Below are 20,965 nucleotides of genomic sequence, written 5' to 3' on the forward strand. Positions count from 1 at the left end.
AGTACTGGAACAGCTGACAACCCGCACAACCACAACCGCAACCACACACTGACACTGCTGGCCGGCACCCGAACCCGGGTGCCGGCCAGCGGCATGTCCGGACACCGGTCGACACCCCGGGTGGGCGACGTCGGTGTCGTCAGCAGGGGGCGTAGAGGCGGCGGGTGCCGACCCCGGCCGCGTACGCCGCCCGGTCGCTGAAGCGGCAGCCGTAGTCCGCCGCGGCCACCGCCGCCGGCGAGGTCACCGGGTCACCGGCCGGTCGTGTGCCGGTGCGTACCCAGGACACCAGGTCGTCCCAGGCGGCGCCGGCCTCGGTCGGGGTGAACTCGCAGTGCTGCGACGCCCGGATGGCCCGCTGCACCAGCAGGCGGCCGCGACCGTGCCGGGCCACGTCCTCGGCGTACGCCTGCTCCATGGAGAACGGTACGAACAGGTCCCCGAGGCCGTGCAGGCTGAGCACAGGGGCGCTGGGCCGCCCCGCCACGCGGGGCACCTCGGTCAGCGTCGGGAGCAGCCGCTGGCGCGGGTTCTCCGGTGCTACCCGGTGCACGGTGGCGTTCACGTCGACGGGGCTGTTGGGGCGGTAGCGGGTGAACAGGTTGGTCGACAGCTGCCCGGGGCGCTCCGCCGCGGAGTCGCCGCCGTTGGTGACGCTGATCGAGAAGAGGAAGTCCTTCCACACCGCGAACGCCGCGGTCGCGCCGGGGCGCGGCCCACCCGAACGGTTCACGGTGATCTCCCGCAGCTGTTTGCCTCGCTCGTTCGTGGTGTCCGGCCCTGTCGGGGTGAGACCGGTCAGGCCCAGCGCCGCCTGGATGCGGGGCACCGCCTCGGTCAGGTAGTCCGGTGGCGTCGGGTACGCCGGCACCCCGGCGAGCGCCTGCGCGACCAGGTTGTAGTCGAGGAAGAAGTCCAGCAGCGTCTGGTCGCCCAGCACCCCGCACATGGGCAGGGCGCCGTCGTAGTAGCCAGGGTACTGCTCCAGGGAACGAGCGATGATGTAGCCGCCCATCGACACCCCGGCCAGGTACGTCCGGTGCGGACGCTTCACCGTCCGCGCGAAGTGGTCGGCGAGGTCCTTCGTGCCGAGCACCCCGGACCGGATGTGGAACCCGTTGCGGTCGTACGACGACGCGGCCCACGCGTACCCCTGCGACAGCAGGCGCTCCCGCAGCCCGAAGCCGGGCACCTCGGGGGAGAGGACCTTCCCCTGGCCCCGGTAGCCGTGCGCCCACATGACCAGGTCGCCGTTCCACTTGGCCGGCATCTCGATGATGTAGCCGGCGTGGCGGTGCACGCCCTGGCGTACCGTCGTGGGCTTGCCGCCGACGACCAGCGGCGCGAGCGGCGGATTCTCGATCGTGTAGCCGGGCAGTGGCCGGGAGCCGTCGCGGTCGCGGCCGCCGGCACCCGCCGGCGCGGCGGCGGTCAGCCCCAGCAGGACGGTGACGGTGGTGGCGGCCGCGAGGACCCGGCGGAGGCTGCGGACGGACGAGGACAGCATCGGTGCTCCCCCTCGGACGGGTGCCGCCCAGCGGGCGACCAGGCGGGACGGATGCCTACCGGCCGGTAGCGCCCCTGAACGTAGGCCGGCGCGTCGAACGATGTCAATGGGAGGCCGAGCCTGCGGTCAGTGTCTTCGCCGCTCCTAGCCGCCGGCCCGCCGCCGTCCGCGCTGGTTCGGCGCCCCCCCCCCGGCCGCTGCCGCCCATCCCGCTCCAGATGGTCGGCCCGACGGATCGCGGCGGGGGCCGCTCCGGTTCACTGGACCGCGTGGAGCACTTCTCGACGCGGGAGGGCGACAGCCGGGTCTGGGCTGCGGCGCGCGCCTTCCGTACCTGGCTGGACGCGACCAACGGCACCGGCGACACCGAACTCACCTGCCGCATCCTGAAGCTCACCGAGGAGGCCGGCGAGGTGGCGGGTGCCTGGATCGGCACGCTCGGGCAGAATCCGCGCAAGGGTGTGACGCACACCCGCGAGGACGTGGCGGCCGAACTGGCAGACGTCGCCTTCACCGCCCTCGTCGCCATCGAGAGCCTGGGCCTGGACGCGCGTACGGTGCTGGACCGCTGCGCCGACAAGGTGCACGACCGGATCCCGCGCGACCAAGATCCGCGCAACTTCCGGGAAGTTGTGGCCTCATCCGGGCCGTGAGGCATCAATTTCCATGAGGTGTGGGCGGATCATCCCTGGCTGCGGCCCCGGCTCGAACGTTGCGTCCGTCCACCGGATTTCCGCACCGCCGGGCCTCGGTGGGGCGGCAGAGCGTGTCGCGAAGGAGATCAGGGCGCGTCTGGGCGGTTTCGGGGTGTGACCGGCGGCATCCGGGGGGCGGAATCGGTGGCGGGGTGGGGGCGTTGAACACCCCTGACGATCGAGGTAGCAGCCCCCGGGCGGCCGATCAAGGGCCGCTCGAACCCGGGCTGCCGGACCCCGGAATGACGGCGGACGCCCGGTCGTTGCACACGGACCGGCCCGGGTGGCCGCCCGCGGAGAGCGACCGACCACCCCGGGAATGACGGCCGGCCCCCGGTCGTTGCACACCATCCCGGCGCGGTGAGGCCCCGGCCTCCCGACCGCCGAACCCCGGGCAGACGCGAACACCCCCCGATTCGCGCACCCCGACAAACCCCCCGAGTCTTTGAGCGCCTGATGAGGTGCCGCATCCGTCACGCCACCCCCTCTTGTGGTGTGTGGGTGCCTGACCCCCAAGGAGCTTTCCCATGAACACGATCATGCGTAAGAGCGTCCTCGGTACCGCTGGTCTCGCCTTCGCCGGTGGCATCATCGGCGGCCCCGTCGCCGCCCACGCCGCCACCCCCACCCCCGAGGTGAAGCCCGTCGCGGTGGTGCAGGCCGACAAGCCGGGCGTGGACACCACCAAGCTGATCCCCCACGGCACCCAGGGCGCGCAGTCGCACATCGACCTGGACGACGAGCAGATCGCGAACGTCAAGGCGATCATCGCGGCGACGAAGAAGTCCGGCCTGGACGAGCGGGCCGCGGTCATCTCCATCGCCACCAGCCTGCAGGAGTCGAAGCTGGAGAACCTCGGCCACCTCGGTGACCGCAACGACCACGACTCGCTGGGCCTGTTCCAGCAGCGACCCAGCTCGGGTTGGGGCACGCCGGAGCAGATCACCGATCCGGAGTACTCCACGATGGCGTTCCTGAAGGGCCTCAAGCAGGTCGACGGGTGGCAGGACATGCCGCTGACCGACGCCGCGCAGACCGTGCAGGTGTCGGCGTACCCGGACGCCTACGCCCAGTGGGAGCAGCAGGCCGCCGACCTCGTCGCCCAGTACTGGAACAGCTGACAACCCGCACAACCACAACCGCACACTGACACTGCTGGCCGGCACCCGAACCCGGGTGCCGGCCAGCGGCATGTCCAGGCGTCCACACCGACCAGCGGAGGGCCGGCGTGCTCGGCGCACGGACGACGGTCAGTGGTCGTGGCGGCGGCTGAGGAGGATGTCGACCAGCGCGGCGACCAGCGCCAGCGCGATGATGATCGTGGCCGCCATGAGCGAGTGCTCGAACGCCGTCGTGTAGTCGCCGTTGTTGCTGGCCAGCGAGGCGAAGAACGACGAGCCGACGGCGGCGATCCCGGCGGCCGTGCCGATGCGCTGGCCGGTCTGGAGCATGCCCGCCCCGCTGCCCGCCTGGGGTACGGGCACCTGGGAGAGGGTGAGCGTCTGGTTGGGTGCGATGACCAGCCCGCTGCCGATGCCGGCGATCAGCAGCGGCGCCGCCGTCACCCAGGGGGCGGGGGCGTGGGGGAAGGCGTCCAGGGCCAGTGCGGTGCCGATGAGGCCGACGACCACCGCGAGCAGGCCGCCGGCGACCAGTGGTCGGCCGAGCCGGTTGACGTACCGGCCGCCGAGGGCCGACGCGGCCGCGGAGCCGAGCGCGAACGGGGTGATGGCGAGGCCGGCGACGAGCGGGCTGTACCCGTGCCCGTTCTGGAGGAACAGCGTGAAGATGAAGAAGATCGCGGTGAACCCGCCGAAGTAGATCAGCGCGATCAGCGACCCCAGGGTGTAGGAGCGGAAGCGGAACAGCCGCAGGTCGAACAGCGGTTCCCGGGTGCGGGCGTACCGGTGCTCCCAGACGGCGAAGGCCAGCAGGACCAGCAGTCCGGCCGGGATCAGCGCCCACTTCCATGGCGTACGCCACTGTTGCTCCTGCACGAGCGGCAGCAGCACGAGCAGTACGCCGACGCCGAGCAGCACCACGCCGACGGGGTCGAACCGGTGCCGGTCGCCGTGTCCCTGCTGCCGTCCCGGCAGCAGCCGCCAGCCGAGGATCACCGCGACGACGCCGACCGGCACGTTGACGAAGAAGACGTACCGCCAGCCGTGGGCCTGACCGCCGAGCGCGATGAGCAGCCCACCGAGGAGCGGCCCGACCGCGGTGGAGATGCCGATGGTGGCGCCGAGGAGCCCGAACGGGCGGGCGCGTTCGGGCCCGCGGAACAGTTCCTGGATGACGCCGGTGACCTGGGGGTTGACGATGCCGGCCGCGGCGCCCTGGAGGAGCCGGGCGATGACCAGCCAGGTGGGGGAGGGCGCGAGGCCGGCCAGCGCGCTGGTCACGGTGAAGAGCGCGATGCCGAAGACGAAGGCGTTGCGGCGGCCCCGGGCGTCGCCGAACCGGCCGGCGGGCACCAGGGCGAGGCCGAAGGTCAGCGCGTACCCGGAGAGCACCCACTGGAGGTCGCTGGGGGACGCGTGCAGGGCGCGGTCCAGGGAGGGCACCGCCACGTTGACGATGCTGACGTCGAGCAGCGTCATGAACGCGGCGACGAGACCGACCCCGAGGGCCTGCCAGCGTCGCCGGTTCTCGGCCGGGTCGATGTCCGCCGGCCGGCCACCCGCCGCGCTCATCGCGCCCCCCGTTGACCGTCGATCATGCATTCCTGACCGCTACCCCGGTCATTGCGGGGCGAACCGTCGTGGGACGTCCGTCGTCACGCCATCTGGCGCGCGCAGAACCGGGGGCCGAAGTCGAGGCCGGCCATCGGCGAGTCCTCGCGGTGCAGCAGGTTCTTCTCGGTGAGCAGGTGCAGGGGCGCGTTCAGTTGCTCCTCGGTCAGCCCCGCCTCCTCGGCGATCATGTCCGGGTACGGCACCTGACCGCGGGCCTCCAGCGCGGTGACCGCCTGGTACACCCGTTCCTCGATCTCCGACAGTTCCACCCGCTGCATCGTGTCCTCCTCGTGCTCGCGTCCGCCTCCGTGCCGGCGGTTGCGCTGCGCCGGTTACCCCCTGCGTGACCGAAGATGCCCACCCGATCGAGGGGTGGCGGCCGCTCGACACGCGCCTGCCGGCGGTCTGCGGACCCGTCCGGTGCCCTAGGCTGCTCGGGTGGTCGTCTGGGATCTCGCCGTGGTCGGCGCCGGCCCTTCCGGGCTCTCCGCCGCGCACGCCGCCGCGCGGGCGGGCGTACGCACCCTCGTGCTGGAGCGGGCCGAGCACCCGCGGTACAAGACCTGCGGCGGCGGTCTGATCGGCACCTCCCTGGCGGTGGTGTCGGACCGCGTCGAGGTGCCCGCGCACGACCGGGTGGACCGGGTCACGTTCACCCAGGACGGGCGACGCGGCTTCACCCGACGGCACCGGGGTCCGCTGCTGACCATGGTGCGCCGGGAGGAGTTCGACGACCGGCTGCGGGCGGCCGCGGTGTCCGCCGGGGCCGAGGTGCGCGAGCGGGCGCCGGTGCGCGCCGTGGCGCAGGACCCGGAGGGCGTACGCCTGCGGCTGGCCGACGGCGAGACGGTGCGGGCGCGGACGGTGATCGGGGCGGACGGCTCCTCGGGGGTGACGGCGCGGCACGTGGGCGTCCGGTACCGGCAGGTCGACCTCGGGCTGGAGCTGGAGCTGGAGGTGTCGCCGGAGCAGCAGGAGCGCTGGCGTCGGCACGTCCTGCTGGACTGGGGGCCGTTGCCCGGCTCGTACGCCTGGGTGTTTCCCAAGGGTGACCGGCTGACCGTCGGGGTGATCGCGGCGCGGGGGGAGGGGGAGCGGACCCGCGAGTACCTGCGTCGCTTCGTCGACCGGCTGGGCCTGGCCGACGCGCCGGCGGCCCACGACTCCGGGCACCTGACCCGCTGCCGGGCGGACGATTCGCCGCTGCGCCAGGGCCGGGTGCTGGTCGTGGGGGACGCGGCCGGTCTGCTCGAACCGTGGAGCCGGGAGGGCATCAGCTACGCCCTGCGCTCCGGCGAGCTGGCCGGCGCGGCGGTCGCCGAGGGGGACCTGGCGGGCTACGAGCGGACGGTGGCCGAGCGGCTCCTGCCCTCGATGCGGGCCGGTTTCCGGTTGCTCGACCTGTTCTCGCGCCGGCCGGGCGCCTTCCACGCGCTGGTGGCCACCCCGCCGGGCTGGCGGATGTTCGTCCACTTCTGTCAGGGACGGGCGAGCTTCGACCAGGCGATGGCCCGACCGGAGGCGCGTGCCGTGCTCGCGCTGCTGGACCGCCTCCCGGGGCGCGGCCGGCGGGACGTGTTGGCGTCCTGAGAGGACCGCCCGGTCCGGCGAGGCGACCCTGCCCACCCAGGTCGGCAGGGTCCGACGACGAACCCGGTTCGACGCGGTCCGCGCCCTCATGTCAACCAGGATCCTAGGATGCCTTACGCGGTGTGACGTCCATCGTGTGAACGCGGCGGGGCGAGGCAAGCGGACGAACGGACGACGCCCCTCGGCGCCGCACCGGGGCGAGAATGAGGCTGCCCGGAGGAGGTGGCCGATGAACGACACACACGGGGACGCGCGCTTCACCGACGAGGAACTCGCCTTCCTGCGACACGCCCGGTTCGGCGAGCTGCCGCCCGCGGTCCGCCCGGAGGAGCGCGTCGAGCTGACCGAGACGGACCCGGGACGGGGCGCCCCCGACGACGCCCCGGAGCGCTGGGACCTGCGGCACGGCGCCTGAGGCGCCCAGGGCCGCGCGCGGACGGGCCGCGGGCGGTCAGCGCCCGCGGCCCGTCACCGGAAGGTGGGTCAGAAGACCGGCACGCCCTCGCGCACCAGCCGCCAGTTCGGCCGGAAGAAGTCGGCCGGGTCGATGGTCCCCTTCGCCTGCGCCCAGTCGATGAGCAGCTGCCGGATCTCCTGCTGCTCGTTGTAGACCTGGGTCTTCACGATGCCGGGGAAGTTGCCGCCGCCGCTGCGCCGGTAGTTGTTCACCGCCACCACGAACCGCGCGTCGTCCGCCACCGGGGTGTCCGTGCCGGCCAGGACGAGGCGGGTGATCCGCTGGCCCACCGGCTTGGCGATGTCGATGTCGTAGTCGACGCCGGAGAGGGCGTCGTAGTTGTAGTCCGGCACCGACGGGTCGCTGATGGTCTCCGGGTCGACGGGGGCGCCGGGCGCGAGGGTGACGAAGTACTTCGCCGAGTACTCCAGGTACGCCCGGACCTCGGCGCCGGTGAGCACCACCGCCTCCAGGGTGTTGTCGAAGACGTAGAGCCCGGCCACGTCGCGGATCTTCACGTCGCCGGCGGGGAAGACCGCGGTGCGGCTGAACGGCGACGCCTGCGACAGCACCGGCAGGTCGGCGTACTCGGTGCCGGCCAGCGCCGCGGTGACGGTCTCGGCCTGGACGTGGTTGATGAAGTCCAGGATCGGGGTGTCCTTGTACCGGGACTCCACGGTGGACATCTCCTCGGTGGCGCGCGCCACGACCTGGTTCACGTACGCCACGGTCTTCTTGTGCTGGGCGCGCACGGCGGCGAGGACCTTCGGGTCCTCGACGACGGTGTTGGTGTTCAGCATCGTGGCGGACTTCCTGGTGATCGTCCACCGACCGTGCTCGCGGGCCAGCGTGAAGTCCATCCGGGTGAGCCGCTGGCCCCACTTCGACGGCTCGGAGAGCAGCACCTGCTGGCCGGTGCGCTCGTTGGTCATGAACTTCTCGACGACCTCGTTGTGCGCGTGGCCGAAGAGGATCGCGTCGATGCCGGGCACCTGCTGGGCGATGAGCGCCACCGGGTTCTCGTTCGGCAGCTCGGGGCCGTAGCTGGAGGTGCCGCTGTCGCCGCCGTGCGCGGAGATCAGGACGATGTCCGCGCCCCGCTGCCGCATGATCGGCACGTACCTGGCGGCCGTGGCGACCATGTCGTCGAACCGCAGCCGGCCCTCGACGTTGGCGCGGTCCCAGATGGCCACGCCGGGGTTGGTGAGGCCGAGGATGCCGACCCGCAGGGTCGGCGCGGCGAAGCCGAGGGAGACCTTCTTGATGACGTACGGCAGGAAGGCCGGCTTGCCGGTCTTCGCGTTGACCGCGTTGGCGGCGAGGGCCGGGAAGCCGAGCTGCCGGATCCACAGGTCCAGCAGGGGCAGGCCGTAGTTGAACTCGTGGTTGCCCAGCGTCACGGCGTCGTAGTCGATGATGTTCATGGCGCGCGCCATGGGGTGCTTCTCGCCGGTGCTGGTGATCGGCTCCTGCTTGGCGTAGAACGTGGCCAGCGGGGTGCCCTGGATGGTGTCGCCCGCGTCCAGCACCAGGGTGGCCTTGCCGCGCCGCTCGGCCCGGATCTGGTTGATGAGGGTGGCGAGCTTGGCGACGCCGATGTCGTTGTGCTTGCTGTCGTCGTACTCGGCGTCGCGGTAGTAGTCCCAGTTGTAGACGTTGCCGTGGGTGTCCGAGGTGCCGAGGAGGGTGAGGTCCCAGGTCCGCTTGGACGCGCCGGCCGCCTGGGCGGGGGTCGCGGCGATCAGCGGGGCGGCGGCGGCCGCGGCCGCGGCGGCGAGCACTCGCCGGCGTGAGGGGCCGGAGGGAGACGTCATGACGTGCCTTTCCGTGGGGGTACGCGCGCTGGTCGGCGCCGAAGCGCACCATAACCACCTCCCGTCACTCCCGTCGCGGCGGCCCGTGCCCGGCTCCCCGCGGTCGTTTCCGCTCGCGGGGTGGGGGTAGGGCCAGCGGGAGGGTTTCGACGGCGCGAGGAGACACCGGTGGGCGAGGACCAGTACGGCCAGCAGGACCCGACGAGCCAGTACGGCCAGCGGTCGGGGCAGCCGAGGCAGCAGCACCCGCCACCGGGCACCACCGGCGAGATGGTCCCGCGGCCGGATCACGGCGAGCGGTCGTACCGGGGCAGTGACCGGCTGGCGGGCCGGCGGGCACTGATCACCGGGGGTGACTCGGGGATCGGCCGGGCGGTGGCGATCGCGTTCGCGCGGGAGGGCGCCGACGTGCTGATCTCCTACCTGGGGCAGGAGGAGGACGAGGACGCGCGCGACACCGTCCGGCTGATCGAGGAGGCGGGCCGGCGCGGGGTGGCGGTGCGTGGCGACCTCACCGACGAGCGGCACTGTCGTGCCCTGGTGGAGCGGGCGGTGCGCGACCTCGGCGGGCTGAACGTCCTGGTGAACGTGGCGGGTTACCAGATGTCGCAGGGTGAGGGCATCCTCGGGGTGAGCACCGAGCAGTTCGACCGGGTGATGAAGACGAACCTGTACGCGATGTTCTGGCTGTGTCAGGCGGCGATCCCGCACCTGACGGAGGGCTCGGTGATCATCAACACGTCGTCGATCCAGGCGTACGAGCCGTCGCCGCAGTTGATCGACTACGCGACCACGAAGGCCGGTATCGCGAACTTCACCAAGGCCCTCGCCGCGGGTGTGGCGGACCGGGGCATCCGGGTGAACGCGGTCGCGCCGGGCGCGGTGTGGACGCCGCTGATCCCGGCGACGATGCCGGAGGAGGCCGTGGAGTCGTTCGGCGCCGGCGCGCCGATCGGCCGGCCCGGGCAGCCGGCCGAGCTGGCCCCCGCGTACGTCTTCTTCGCCTCCCAGGAGTCGAGCTTCGTCACCGGCGAGATCCTGGGCGTGACCGGAGGCCGCCCGATCACCTGAGCGTCGGCGCGTGGGGCACGCGGCCGGGGTCAGCGCGGCCAGGCGGCGAGGCGCGCGCGGACGCGGGCGACCGCGGCGGCGTCGAGCCCGTAGCGGGCGAACCGCTGTTCGGGGATGCGGTCCAGGTAGCGGCCGGCGGCGCGGACGTCGTCCGGGTCCAGTGCGGGGTCGACCTGGCGGGCCAGGTCGAGCAGCTCGGCGACGCCGTAGTGCTCCAGGGCGGCCGAGACGTCGATGTAGTCGCGGACCTCGCGGCGGTTGACCAGTGCGGCGATCTTGTTGGCGACCAGGTCGCGTACGTCCATGACCGGGCCGAGGTCCATGACGACCGGGCTGCGGTGCCGGTCGAGGCGGGCCAGGCTCAGCCGGATCTGCCGGCCGTCGCGGCTCACGACGAAGTCCTTCATGTCCTGTTCGTACCCCTCGAACAGGTCGGCGAGGTCGCCGTCCGGGTCGGCGTCGGCGACGGCGAACCCGGCGCGTTCCAGCGCGGCCCGCACCCCGGCGGCGGCCGCGGCGGCGGCGCCCTCGACGTCGGCGAAGAGGTCCACGTCCTCGGTGGGTCGGGCCACGAGCCCGTGCGCGGCCCAGGCCACGCCGCCGCCGAGCACGAACCGGTGCGGGCCGGCGGCGGTGAGCGCCACCCGGGCCACCTCGCGGTAGAAGTCGTGCAGGTGCGGGGTGCTCACGCCGTGCGCAGCGCCGGGTGGCGGCTCTCCCAGGCCTGGCGTACCCCGCGCGGGAGGTTGAGCAGGCGCCACACGCGGCGCAGCACACGGCCGTTGACGAGCACGCGGAGGTCCTCGGCGCGGGTCGTCTCACGGAGCACGTTCTCGTAGAGCCAGAGCAGCTGGTCGGGATCGCCCAGGTCGAAGGCGCGGTCGGCGTTCCACATCAGCCGTACCGGCAGCTCGACGACGCCGCGGGTGGGGCCGGTCAGCTCGGCGAGGGTGCGGGTGACGACGGCAGGACGACCCGGGCGGGCCAGGAAGGCCACGCCGGCCGCGGTGGGGAAGGCGCCCTGCATGCTGTCAGGGTAACCCCATCGCGACCCGTCGCCGCCCCCGCCGCGGCGGATCTTGGTAGTAGAGTGCCCCCGAGAGGCGTCTCCGACCCGGTGTGCGAACGCGGTGTTTCCTCGGGCTCGGGTCGCGCGGGCGCTCCGGCTGGCCTATGTTCGTGGAGTCGGCGTCGACGGGTGGAGGGAGGTGCCGCGGATGGGCATCCGCACCTTCATCGAGGGTTGGCCGGTCTATCGGCAGCTCACCGGCACCGATCCGCTGGGTCGGGGCGCGGCGGCGCAGTCCGAGCACTCGGCGGAGTTGACGGCTCGCACGGAGACAGCCGACAGCATGGCGCGCTCCGTCTGCCCCTACTGCGCCGTCGGTTGCGGCCAACGGGTCTACGTGTCCGACGGGCGGGTCACCCAGATCGAGGGCGACCCGGACAGCCCGATCTCCCGCGGGCGGCTCTGCCCCAAGGGCGCGGCCAGCAAGAGCCTGGTCAACAGCCCGCTGCGCCAGACGAAGGTCCGCTACCGCCGCCCGTACGCGACGGAGTGGGAGGACCTGGATCTCGACGTCGCGCTCGACATGATCGCCGACCGGGTGCTCGCCGCGCGCGACGAGACCTGGGAGGACGTCGACGCCGAGGGCCGGCCGCTCAACCGGACGCTGGGCATCTCCAGCCTGGGCGGGGCGACGCTGGACAACGAGGAGAACTACCTCATCAAGAAGCTGTTCACGGCGATGGGGGCGCTCCAGATCGAGAACCAGGCGCGCATTTGACACTCCGCCACCGTCCCCGGTCTGGGGACCAGCTTCGGTCGCGGTGGCGCGACGGACTTCCAGCAGGACGTCGCCAACGCTGACGTCATCGTCATCCAGGGCTCGAACATGGCCGAGGCCCACCCGGTGGGCTTCCAGTGGGTGATGGAGGCGAAGCTGCGCGGCGCCAAGGTCTTCCACGTCGACCCGCGGTTCACGCGCACCAGCGCGCTCGCCGACACGTACCTGCCGATCCGGGCCGGCACGGACATCGCGCTGCTCGGCGGGGTGGTGCGCTACATCCTGGAGAACGAGCTCGACTTCCGGGAGTACGTGGTGGCCTACACCAACGCCGCCACCATCGTCAGCGACCAGTTCGTCGACGCCGAGGACGCCGACGGCCTCTTCTCCGGCTTCCACCCGGAGACCGGCTCCTACGACCAGACGAGCTGGCAGTACGCGGGCCAGGAGGGGGACGCCGGGAAGGAGGACACGGCCCAGGCGCGGGAGACCGCGGCCGGCCTGCGGCACGAGTCGCACGGGATGCCGATCCCGGGCGTGGTCCACCGGGACGAGACGTTGCAGCATCCGCGCTGCGTCTACCAGATTCTGAAGCGGCACTACGCCCGCTACACGCCGGAGATGGTGGAGCGGGTCTGCGGCATCCCGCAGGAGAAGTTCCTCGAGCTGGCCCGGGCCTGGACGGAGAACTCGGGCCGGGAGCGCACCGGGGTGCTCATCTACTCGGTGGGGTGGACGCAGCACAGCGTCGGCGTGCAGTACATCCGCACCGGCGCGATCATCCAGACGCTGCTGGGCAACATCGGCCGCCCCGGCGGAGGGATCCTGGCGCTGCGCGGGCACGCGAGCATCCAGGGCTCCACCGACATCCCGACGCTGTTCAACCTGCTCCCCGGCTACCTGCCGATGCCGCACCACGAGAAGCACCCGACGTTCGACAAGTGGGCCGACAGCATCCGGCACCCGGGGCAGAAGGGCTACTGGGGCAACGCCCGCGCCTACTGCGCGAGCCTGCTGAAGGCGTACTGGGGTGACAAGGCGACGCCGGAGAACGACTTCTGCTACGGCTACATGCCCCGGATGACTGGCGACCACGGCACCTACCAGCAGGTGCTCAACATGATCGACGGCAAGGTGAAGGGCTACTTCCTGCTCGGGCAGAACCCGGCCGTCGGCTCGGCCCACGGCCGGGCGCAGCGGCTCGGCATGGCCAACCTCGACTGGCTGGTGGTCCGCGACCTGTTCATGATCGAGAGCGCCACGTTCTGGAAGAACGCCCCGGAGGTGGCCACCGGCGAGATCGTGCCGGAGCAGTGCCGCACGGAGGTGTTCTTCCTTCCCGCCGCGTCGCACGTGGAGAAGGAGGGCACGTTCACCCAGACCCAGCGGATGCTCCAGTGGCGCGAGAAGGCCGTGGAGCCGCCGGGCGACGCCCGCTCCGAGCTGTGGTTCTTCTACCACCTGGGCCGCAAGCTGCGGGAGAAGCTGGCCGGGTCCGACAAGCCCCGCGACCGGGCGCTGCTCGACCTGGCCTGGGACTACCCGACTGAGGGCCCGTTGGCCGAGCCGAGCGCCGAGACGGTGCTCCGGGAGATCAACGGGTTCGAGGTGGCCACCGGCCGCCCCCTGGGCAGCTTCACCGAGGCCAAGCCGGACGGCTCCACGGCGATGGGCTGCTGGATCTACAGCGGGGTCTACGCCGACGGCGTGAACCAGGCCGCCCGGCGCAAGTCCCGCCACGAGCAGAACTGGGTGGCCGGCGAGTGGGGCTGGGCGTGGCCCGCCAACCGGCGCACGCTCTACAACCGCGCCTCCGCCGACCCGCAGGGACGGCCGTGGAGCGAGCGGAAGAAGTACGTCTGGTGGGACGAGGAGAAGGGCGAGTGGACCGGCTACGACGTGCCGGACTTCGAGAAGACGAAGCCGCCGTCCTACCGTCCCGCGCCCGGCACCAGCGGGCCCGAGGGGATCGCCGGTGACGACGCGTTCGTCATGCAGGGCGACGGCAAGGCCTGGCTCTACGCCCCCACCGGGGTGGTCGACGGGCCGCTGCCGACGCACTACGAGCCGGCCGAGTCGTTGATGCGCAATCCGCTCTACCGGCAGCAGGCCAACCCGACCCGCAAGGTCTACACGCACCCGGTCAACTCGGTGAACCCGAGCCCGCCGGAGGAGCACTCGCAGGTGTTCCCGTACGTGTTCACGGTCAGCCGGCTCACCGAGCACCACACGGCGGGCGGGATGAGCCGCATGGTGCGACCGCTGGCCGAGTTGCAGCCGGAGATGTTCGTGGAGGTCTCGCCGGAGCTGGCCGCCGAGGTGGGGGTCACCCACCTGGGGTGGGCGCACCTGGTGAGCGGGCGTGCGGTGATCGAGGCGAAGGTGCTGGTCACCGACCGGCTCACCCCGCTGCGGGTGGAGGGCCGGGTCATCCACCAGGTGTGGATGCCGTACCACTTCGGCTACGAGGGGCTGGTCACCGGTGACTCGGCGAACGACCTGTTCGGCATCACCCTCGACCCCAACGTGCTGATCCAGGAGAGCAAGGTGGGCACCTGCGACGTACGGCCCGGCCGCCGGCCCACCGGCGCCGCCCTGCGGGAACTGGTCGAGGACTACCGGCGGCGCGCCGGCATGGTGGCGGGACGGTTCTCCCCGGTGGTCACTCCGCCCGACGCCGGGGGGCCACGGTGATCCCCGACCCGCACAGCCTCTCCGGTCCGCTCGACCCGGCGCCGGAGGCCGGCTGGTCGCAGGCGCCGCCGCGGATGGGCTTCTTCACCGACACCAGCGTCTGCATCGGGTGCAAGGCGTGCGAGGTGGCGTGCAAGGAGTGGAACGACGTGCCCGCCTCGGGCCTGGACCTGCTCGGCATGTCATACGACAACACCGGCGCGTTGACGGCGAACTCGTGGCGGCACGTCGCCTTCATCGAGCAGCCCCGGCCGGCCGGGCACCGCACGCCGCCGTTCGCCGGGGACCCGACCGGCGACGTGACGGCCAGCCCGTCGTCGGCGGCGGTCGGGGCGACCACCGGCAACCCGACCGGCACCGATCCGGGGGTGCCGCCCGGCTCGCCGGAGGCGGCGGCCCGGATGGCCGCGGGGCCCGAGTTCCTCGGCATGCCCGGCTCGCAGCCCCCGGGGCGGGCCACCGGCGCGGAGAGCCGCTCCGACTTCCGCTGGCTGATGATGTCGGACGTGTGCAAGCACTGCACGCACGCCGCCTGCCTGGACGTCTGCCCGACCGGCTCGCTGTTCCGCACCGAGTACGGCACGGTCGTGGTGCAGGAGGACATCTGCAACGGCTGCGGCTACTGCATCTCCGCGTGCCCCTACGGGGTGATCGACCAGCGCAAGGGCGACGGGCGGGCGTGGAAGTGCACGCTCTGCTACGACCGCATGGGCGCCGGGAAGACCCCGGCCTGCGCGCAGGCCTGCCCGACCGAGTCGATCCAGTACGGCCCCCTGGAGGAGCTGCGGGAGCGGGCGCAGGCCCGGGTGGCCGTCCTGCACGAGCGGGGCGTGCCGGAGGCCCGCCTCTACGGCCACGATCCCGACGACGGGGTCGGCGGCGACGGCGCGTTCTTCCTGCTGCTCGACGAGCCGGAGGTGTACGGGCTGCCGCCCGACCCGGTGGTCACGACGCGGGACCTGCCGAAGATGTGGAAGCGGGCGGGGCTGGCGGCCCTGGCCATGGCGGCGGCCGCCGTGGCCGCGTTCGTCGGAGGTTCCTCGTGAGTTCCGAGCACCCGCCGGTCGGCGACCGGTTCCGCCGCTACCGCGACGGTCTGCACGACGCGAGCGCGGACGGTGGCTCGGCGGCCGGCGGCGACACCGCGGTGGTCCCGGGCCGGCCGTCGGGCCGCCGCCGTGGCGGTCGGGGCGGTGGTGAGGAGCTGCGGGTCCCCGAGGCCGAGTTCGTCTCCTACTACGGTCGACCCGTCCTCAAGCCGCCCGTGTGGCACAAGGACATCGCCGCGTACCTGTTCACCGGTGGCCTCGCCGCCGGGTCGTCGCTGCTGGCCGCGGGCGGGCAGCTCACCGGCCGTCCGGCGCTGCGGCGGGCGGGCCGGGTCACCGCCCTCGCGGCGATCGGCGCCAGCACCGGCTTCCTGATCAACGACCTGGGCCGGCCGGCGCGGTTCCACCACATGCTGCGGGTGGCGAAGTTGACCTCGCCGATGTCGATGGGCACCTGGATCCTCGCCGTGTTCGGCCCGGCGGCCGGGGTGGCCGCGGTCGCCGAGGCGGCGCCGCTGCTGCCCGCGCGGGGACTGCTCGGGGTGGCCCGCCGGCTGCTGCCCCCGGTCGGGCAGGTCGCCGGGCTGGCCGCGGCCGCCACGGCGCCGGCGCTGGCGACCTACACCGGTGTGCTGCTCGCCGACACCGCGGTGCCGTCGTGGCACGAGGCGTACGGGGAGCTGCCCGTCGTGTTCGCCGGCAGCGCGCTCGCCAGCGGCGCCGGGGTGGGTCTGCTCGCGGCGCCGCCCGCCCAGGCTGGTCCCGCCCGCCGGATGGCGGTGGCCGGCGCCGCCCTGGAACTGGTCGCCGCGCACCGGATGGAGACGCGACTCGGTCTGGTCTCCGAGCCCTACCGCACCGGCCGCCCCGGCCGGTTGATGCGCGCGGCCCGGGCGCTCACGGCGGCCGGCGCCGTCGGGGCGCTGCTGGGCGGCCGCAGCCGCGCCGTGTCGGCGCTCTCCGGGGCCGCGCTGCTCGCCGGCTCGGTGGCCACCCGCTTCGGTGTCTTCTCCGCCGGGGTGGCGTCGGCCCGGGATCCGAAGTACACGGTGGTGCCGCAGCGGGAGCGGCTGGAACGCCGCCGGCAGGCCGCCGCCGACCCCGTCGACTGACCACCGGCCTTTCGACCTCTGCGCGCGCCCGCGCCGCCCTTGTGGTCAAATGCTCCGTGGAGGCGTTCAGGCGGCTGGTGCCCCTCCCGGTCTTCAAAACCGGTGTGGTCCGGGACCCGGGCCAGGCGGGTTCGATTCCCGTCCGTCTCCGCCAACATCGTGGGGGATGACGTGATGCGCGACGGGCAGAGCGACCTGCGGCGCCGCGTGCCCCGCACCGACCTGCTGCTCGCCGATCCCGGGCTGGCCGCCGCCACGGCCGTTCTCGGCCGTGAACGGGTCAAGGCGGCCGTGACCGCCGCGCAGGAGCGGGCGCGGCGCGGCGAGATCAGCCCCGACGAGGTACGCGACGTCGCGGTCGCGGCCCTGCCGGCGCCGGCGCCCCGGTCGGTGCTCAACGCCACCGGCGTGGTGCTGCACACCAACCTGGGTCGCGCCGCGCTGTCCCGGGCCGCGGTCGACGCGCTGCTCGCCGCCGCCGGGCACACCGACGTGGAGCTGGACCTGGCCACCGGGCGGCGGGCCCGCCGGGGCCGCGAGGCGCTGGAGGCGTTGGCCGCCGCGGTCCCCGCGGCCGGCGCCGTGCACGTGGTGAACAACGGCGCCGCCGCGCTGGTGCTCGCCGCGACCGCCCTCGCCGCCGAGCGGGAAATCGTGGTCAGCCGAGGCGAACTGGTCGAGATCGGCGACGGTTTCCGACTGCCGGACCTGCTGGCCAGCACCGGCGCCCGGCTGCGGGAGGTCGGCACCACCAACCGCACCTCGCTGGCCGACTACGCGGCGGCCGTCGGCCCGCGCACCGGCTTCCTGCTCAAGGTGCACCCGTCGAACTTCCGCGTCACCGGTTTCACCTCCGCCGTCGGTGTGCGCGAGCTGGCCACCCTCGGCGTGCCCGTGGTCGCCGACATCGGCTCCGGGCTGCTGGCCCCCGACCCGCTGCTGCCCGACGAGCCGGACGCGGCCACCACCCTGCGCGCCGGCGCGCACCTGGTCACCGCCAGCGGGGACAAGCTGCTCGGCGGCCCACAGGCCGGGCTCCTCCTCGGCGATGCCGAGCTGGTCGAGCGGCTGCGCCGGCACCCGCTGGCCCGGGCGTTGCGGGTGGACAAGCTGACCCTGGCGGCACTGGCGGCCACCCTGCACCGGCCGGACACCCCGACCCGGACGGCCCTGCACGCCGACCCGGCGGCGCTGCGGTCCCGGGTGGAACGGCTGCGGGAGCGGCTCGGCGCGGACGGGCGCAAGGCCGAGGTGGTGCCGTCGGTGGCGGTGGTCGGTGGGGGCGGCGCACCCGGCGTGGAGCTGGAGTCGTGGGCCTTGAGCCTGCCCGAGCGGTACGCCGCGCCGCTGCGCACCGGCGAGCCACCGGTGCTCGGCCGGCTGGTGCGGGGCCGGCTGCTGCTGGACCTGCGCTGCGTGCCGCCGGAGGCCGACGAGGCGGTACGCGCCGCCGTGCTGGCCGTGCCGGGGGACGACTGACGTGTGGGTCGTCGCCACCGCCGGGCACGTCGACCATGGCAAGTCGACGCTGGTCCGGGCGCTGACCGGGATGGAACCGGACCGGTGGGCCGAGGAGCGCCGCCGGGGCATGACCATCGACCTCGGCTTCGCCTGGACCACGCTGCCCTCCGGCGGCACCGTCGCGTTCGTCGACGTGCCCGGCCACGAACGGTTCGTGCCGAACATGCTCGCCGGGGTCGGCCCGGTGCCGGCGGCGCTGATCGTCGTCGCCGCCGACGAGGGCTGGATGCCGCAGTCGGCGGAGCACCTCGCCGCGCTGGACGCGCTCGGCGTGTCGTACGGCCTGCTGGCGGTGACCCGCGCGGACCTGGCCGACCCGGGCCCGGCGACGGCCCGGGCCCGGGCGGAGATCGCCGCGACCTCCCTCGGCGCGGTGGAGACCGTCGCGGTCAGCGGCCTGACCGGCGCGGGCCTGCCCGAGCTGCGCGCGGCGCTGGACCGGCTCGCCGCGCGCCTGCCCAGCCCGGCCGGCGACGGCCCGGTCCGCCTGTGGGTTGACCGCAGCTTCACCATCCAGGGCAGCGGCACGGTGGTGACCGGCACCCTCGGCGCCGGCCGGCTGCGGGTCGGCGACGAGCTGGAGCTGGCCGGCACCGGTGAGACGGTGCGGGTACGCGGCCTGCAGACGCTCGGCGTGCCCGTGCCGGAGGCGGTAGCGGTGGCCCGGGTGGCGGTCAACCTGCGGGGCACCGCCCGGGACCGGCTGGCGCGCGGTGACGCGCTGCTCACCCCCGGTCGGTTCCACCGCACGGAGGTGGTGGACGTCCGGGTCGGCGGCGACCCGGCCGCGGACCTGCCGGCCACCCTCACCCTGCACGTCGGCTCGGCCGCGGTGCCGGCCCGCGTACGCCCGCTGGGCCCGGACACGGTACGGCTGCGGCTGGCCCGGCCGCTGCCGCTGCTGATCGGCGACCGGGCCCTGCTGCGCGACCCGGGCCGCCACCACGTGGCCGGCGGCGTGACGGTCCTCGACGTGGCACCGCCGCCGCTGTCCCGCCGCGGCGCGGCCGCGGCCCGCGCCGCGGTCCTGGCCGGGCTGGACGGCCGCCCCGACCTGGCCGGGGAGCTGCGCCGCCGCCGGCTGGCCCGGGTCGCCGACCTGACCCGGATGGGCGTGCCGGTCGACGCCCGGCCGGTGGCCGGCGACTGGGTCGCCGATCCCGGGCACTGGCGGCAGCTCGGCGTCCGGCTGGCCGAGGAGGTGGCCCGGCACGCCCGGGAGCACCCGCTGGAGCCGGGCGTGCCCGTGGAGACGCTGCGGCAGCGGCTCGCGCTGCCGGACCGCGCCCTGGTGCAGGCGCTGGTGCGGCCGCCGCTGCGGCTGAGCGGGGGACGGGTCACCGCGGCCGCCGGCGACGCCCTGCCGGAGCCGGTGGCCCGTGCGGTGCGGCGCATCCGCGTCGAGTACGGCGACCGGCCCTTCCAGGCCCCGGAGGCGGACCGCCTGGCCGACCTGGGCCTGGGGCCCCGGGAGATCGGCGCCGCCGTCCGCGCCGGTGCGCTGCTGCGCCTCGCGGAGAACGTGGTGCTGCTGCCCGACGTCCTCGACGACGCGGTGCGCGTGCTGGCCGGGCTGCCGCAGCCGTTCACCCTCTCCGCGGCCCGGCAGGCCCTCGACACCACCCGCCGGGTCGCGGTGCCGCTGCTCGAACTCCTGGATCGGCGCGGCGCGACCCGCCGACTGCCCGACGACGCACGGATCGTGGTGAGCTGAGCGGCCAACCCGCTGTGCCGGCGCCCGGCCGTCACCTACCGTGACGCCATGGACCCTTCCGCGGTCTGGCGGGACCGGCAGCACAAGTGGCGGATCGAGGCGTACCGGGCGCCGGACCTGCGGTTCGCCATCTTCGCCACCAACGGCACCACGGAGTCCGCGCCGCTGTGGCTGTTCGGGATGTCGGCGCTGGCCCGGTGGCTGATGACGCACGCCATCTCGCTGGACGACCTGGAGAGCGACTGACCGGCGACGGGGTACCGCTCCGAGCCGGCCCCGGGTCGCCCGGACGGGGGACAACGCCCCGTTCCGCCGCCTTCGGCCGCTCGCCGTCCGTACTGTGCGGTATGTGAAGGACCGAGGGCTGCGGACGTTCGTGACCGTGCTCGCGGGGCTCGCCGTGATCTACTTCGGCACCAGCGGCCGGGACCCGGACGAGGGACGGGGCCTCACCGGCGGGCTCGTGGTGCTCGCCGTGCTCGCGTCGGTGCTGGTGTGGCACCTGACCAAGCCCGGCCCGGCGAAGTGATCCGCCCGCCCGCTCGTGACCGGCGCGGGCCGCTCAGCGCCGGGCCGCGTCGTGGGTGATCTGGTCGGCGGACTCCTGGCCGAGCGCCACGCGGACCAGGGCCGAGGCGAGCCGGCCGAACTCGGGCCCCCGGGCCAGTCCGGCCAGCTTCTCCGTCGAGGTGGGCAGCCCCAGCTGCTTCGCCCCGGCGAGGGTTCGCCGGTCGGCGAAGGGCCGCAGGTCGGCCCAGACCGTCTGCGCCTCCCGCAGGAAGATGTCCGCACCCGTCGGCCCGATGCCGGGAAACTCGGTGAGCAGCCGGCGCAGCGCGGCGGGTTGACCGCCCGCCTCCCGGTGCAGCCGGCGCAGGTCACCCCGCCAGCGGTCCAGGCAGAGCCGCGCGCCGTCGCCGAGCATGCTGGCCGTCCGCTCGTCGTAGCGGCGGTAGTGGCCGCGGCCGAGCGCGTCGACCCGCTGCTGCCAGGTCGCCGCCTCCATGGCCTGCGGTGTCCGGTAGCCGGCGGCGAAGAGCTCGCGCGCGGCCGCCACCGCTACCGACGCCCGGATCCGGGTGCTCAGCAAGGTGGCCAGCACCAGCAGCTGATACAGCGGTCCGGGCCGGTCGGCGAGCCGGATACCGGCTTCCTCGGCGTACGTGGTGCCGCCCCGGTCCAGCAGGACCCGGGTCACCGCACGATCATCGCCCACGCG

At 73.9% G+C, this 20,965-nt stretch carries 18 protein-coding genes, 1 tRNA gene and 1 pseudogene; 13 read left to right on the forward strand and 7 right to left on the reverse strand.

All coding sequences use genetic code 11. From position 1 onward, the window contains the following. Window positions 1–139: 139 nt before the first annotated feature. Window positions 140–1,507, reverse strand: coding sequence for a hypothetical protein (locus SM573_RS23705; RefSeq protein WP_474617112.1), 1,368 nt, complete (start codon window positions 1,505–1,507; stop codon window positions 140–142). 269 nt (window positions 1,508–1,776) lie between these two features. On the opposite strand from SM573_RS23705, the gene SM573_RS23710 reads away from it, so the two are divergent. After that, window positions 1,777–2,160, forward strand: coding sequence for a MazG-like family protein (locus SM573_RS23710; protein ID WP_474609642.1), 384 nt, complete (start codon window positions 1,777–1,779; stop codon window positions 2,158–2,160). Between the two features lie 569 nt (window positions 2,161–2,729). Continuing rightward, entirely contained in the window at window positions 2,730–3,323 is a 594-nt protein-coding gene (locus SM573_RS23715) for a hypothetical protein (RefSeq protein ID WP_474617113.1), read from the forward strand. A 129-nt stretch (window positions 3,324–3,452) separates the two neighbouring features. Here the strand turns inward: SM573_RS23715 and SM573_RS23720 are convergent, their stop codons facing one another. Continuing rightward, the gene (locus SM573_RS23720; protein WP_474609640.1) at window positions 3,453–4,895 is read right to left on the reverse strand and encodes an MFS transporter; all 1,443 of its coding nucleotides are present in this window, start codon (window positions 4,893–4,895) and stop codon (window positions 3,453–3,455) included. Between the two features lie 83 nt (window positions 4,896–4,978). Continuing rightward, window positions 4,979–5,215, reverse strand: a complete 237-nt coding sequence (locus SM573_RS23725) for a hypothetical protein (RefSeq protein WP_474609639.1) — start codon at window positions 5,213–5,215, stop codon at window positions 4,979–4,981. A gap of 160 nt (window positions 5,216–5,375) precedes the next feature. Here SM573_RS23725 and SM573_RS23730 point away from each other — a divergent pair, with 160 nt between their 5' ends. Next, window positions 5,376–6,527 (forward strand): geranylgeranyl reductase family protein, encoded by a 1,152-nt coding sequence (locus SM573_RS23730; protein ID WP_474617114.1) that lies wholly within the window; start codon window positions 5,376–5,378, stop codon window positions 6,525–6,527. A gap of 229 nt (window positions 6,528–6,756) precedes the next feature. Next, window positions 6,757–6,942 (forward strand): hypothetical protein, encoded by a 186-nt coding sequence (locus tag SM573_RS23735; RefSeq protein WP_474609637.1) that lies wholly within the window; start codon window positions 6,757–6,759, stop codon window positions 6,940–6,942. Between the two features lie 68 nt (window positions 6,943–7,010). Here the strand turns inward: SM573_RS23735 and SM573_RS23740 are convergent, their stop codons facing one another. Further along, the gene (locus SM573_RS23740) at window positions 7,011–8,798 is read right to left on the reverse strand and encodes a bifunctional metallophosphatase/5'-nucleotidase (RefSeq protein ID WP_474617115.1); all 1,788 of its coding nucleotides are present in this window, start codon (window positions 8,796–8,798) and stop codon (window positions 7,011–7,013) included. A gap of 168 nt (window positions 8,799–8,966) precedes the next feature. Between SM573_RS23740 and SM573_RS23745 the strand changes: the two genes are divergently transcribed. Next, complete coding sequence (locus tag SM573_RS23745; RefSeq protein ID WP_474617116.1) at window positions 8,967–9,869, forward strand: SDR family oxidoreductase; 903 nt, start codon at window positions 8,967–8,969, stop codon at window positions 9,867–9,869. Window positions 9,870–9,898: 29 nt separating this feature from the next. On the opposite strand, the gene SM573_RS23750 is transcribed toward SM573_RS23745, so the two are convergent. Next, entirely contained in the window at window positions 9,899–10,558 is a 660-nt protein-coding gene (locus SM573_RS23750; RefSeq protein ID WP_474617117.1) for a nucleotidyl transferase AbiEii/AbiGii toxin family protein, read from the reverse strand. Beyond that, complete coding sequence (locus SM573_RS23755; protein ID WP_474617118.1) at window positions 10,555–10,896, reverse strand: hypothetical protein; 342 nt, start codon at window positions 10,894–10,896, stop codon at window positions 10,555–10,557. Before SM573_RS23755 ends, SM573_RS23750 begins: the two co-directional genes overlap by 4 nt. A 190-nt stretch (window positions 10,897–11,086) precedes the next feature. On the opposite strand from SM573_RS23755, the pseudogene fdh reads away from it, so the two are divergent. The 8 genes and pseudogenes from fdh to SM573_RS23795 all read left to right on the forward strand — a co-directional run. Further along, a pseudogene (gene fdh, locus SM573_RS23760) lies at window positions 11,087–14,341 on the forward strand (formate dehydrogenase); the annotation flags it as partial. 8 nt (window positions 14,342–14,349) lie between these two features. Beyond that, on the forward strand, window positions 14,350–15,396 hold the full coding sequence (locus tag SM573_RS23765; protein ID WP_474610251.1) for a 4Fe-4S dicluster domain-containing protein: 1,047 nt from the start codon (window positions 14,350–14,352) through the stop codon (window positions 15,394–15,396). Continuing rightward, a complete protein-coding gene (nrfD, locus tag SM573_RS23770) occupies window positions 15,393–16,511 on the forward strand; it encodes an NrfD/PsrC family molybdoenzyme membrane anchor subunit (protein ID WP_474609632.1) in 1,119 nt (372 codons plus the stop codon). Before SM573_RS23765 ends, nrfD begins: the two co-directional genes overlap by 4 nt. Window positions 16,512–16,569: 58 nt before the next feature. Continuing rightward, window positions 16,570–16,665: transfer RNA gene (locus tag SM573_RS23775), tRNA-Sec, on the forward strand. Window positions 16,666–16,685: 20 nt separating this feature from the next. Then, complete coding sequence (gene selA, locus SM573_RS23780) at window positions 16,686–17,990, forward strand: L-seryl-tRNA(Sec) selenium transferase (RefSeq protein WP_474609631.1); 1,305 nt, start codon at window positions 16,686–16,688, stop codon at window positions 17,988–17,990. A 1-nt stretch (window position 17,991) separates the two neighbouring features. Continuing rightward, window positions 17,992–19,746: a selenocysteine-specific translation elongation factor gene (selB, locus tag SM573_RS23785; RefSeq protein WP_474617119.1), complete on the forward strand. Its 1,755-nt coding sequence runs from the start codon at window positions 17,992–17,994 to the stop codon at window positions 19,744–19,746. A gap of 48 nt (window positions 19,747–19,794) precedes the next feature. Continuing rightward, the gene (locus SM573_RS23790; protein ID WP_076471704.1) at window positions 19,795–19,992 is read left to right on the forward strand and encodes a hypothetical protein; all 198 of its coding nucleotides are present in this window, start codon (window positions 19,795–19,797) and stop codon (window positions 19,990–19,992) included. Window positions 19,993–20,110: 118 nt separating this feature from the next. Beyond that, complete coding sequence (locus SM573_RS23795) at window positions 20,111–20,275, forward strand: amidophosphoribosyltransferase (protein ID WP_474610250.1); 165 nt, start codon at window positions 20,111–20,113, stop codon at window positions 20,273–20,275. A gap of 33 nt (window positions 20,276–20,308) precedes the next feature. On the opposite strand, the gene SM573_RS23800 is transcribed toward SM573_RS23795, so the two are convergent. Then, entirely contained in the window at window positions 20,309–20,962 is a 654-nt protein-coding gene (locus SM573_RS23800; RefSeq protein ID WP_474609629.1) for a hypothetical protein, read from the reverse strand. Window positions 20,963–20,965: the final 3 nt, after the last annotated feature.

It is taken from the genome of Micromonospora xinjiangensis (genome assembly GCF_056150165.1).

What these genes read in the sequence shown, in the direction of transcription:
- SM573_RS23705 (WP_474617112.1), bottom strand. Translation starts at nt 1,507, where the DNA reads ATGCTGTCCTCGTCCGTCCGCAGCCTCCGCCGGGTCCTCGCGGCCGCC.
- SM573_RS23715 (WP_474617113.1), top strand. Translation starts at nt 2,730, where the DNA reads ATGAACACGATCATGCGTAAGAGCGTCCTCGGTACCGCTGGTCTCGCC.
- SM573_RS23720 (WP_474609640.1), bottom strand. Translation starts at nt 4,895, where the DNA reads ATGAGCGCGGCGGGTGGCCGGCCGGCGGACATCGACCCGGCCGAGAAC.
- SM573_RS23725 (WP_474609639.1), bottom strand. Translation starts at nt 5,215, where the DNA reads ATGCAGCGGGTGGAACTGTCGGAGATCGAGGAACGGGTGTACCAGGCG.
- SM573_RS23735 (WP_474609637.1), top strand. Translation starts at nt 6,757, where the DNA reads ATGAACGACACACACGGGGACGCGCGCTTCACCGACGAGGAACTCGCC.
- SM573_RS23740 (WP_474617115.1), bottom strand. Translation starts at nt 8,798, where the DNA reads ATGACGTCTCCCTCCGGCCCCTCACGCCGGCGAGTGCTCGCCGCCGCG.
- SM573_RS23755 (WP_474617118.1), bottom strand. Translation starts at nt 10,896, where the DNA reads ATGCAGGGCGCCTTCCCCACCGCGGCCGGCGTGGCCTTCCTGGCCCGC.
- selA (WP_474609631.1), top strand. Translation starts at nt 16,686, where the DNA reads ATGCGCGACGGGCAGAGCGACCTGCGGCGCCGCGTGCCCCGCACCGAC.
- SM573_RS23790 (WP_076471704.1), top strand. Translation starts at nt 19,795, where the DNA reads ATGGACCCTTCCGCGGTCTGGCGGGACCGGCAGCACAAGTGGCGGATC.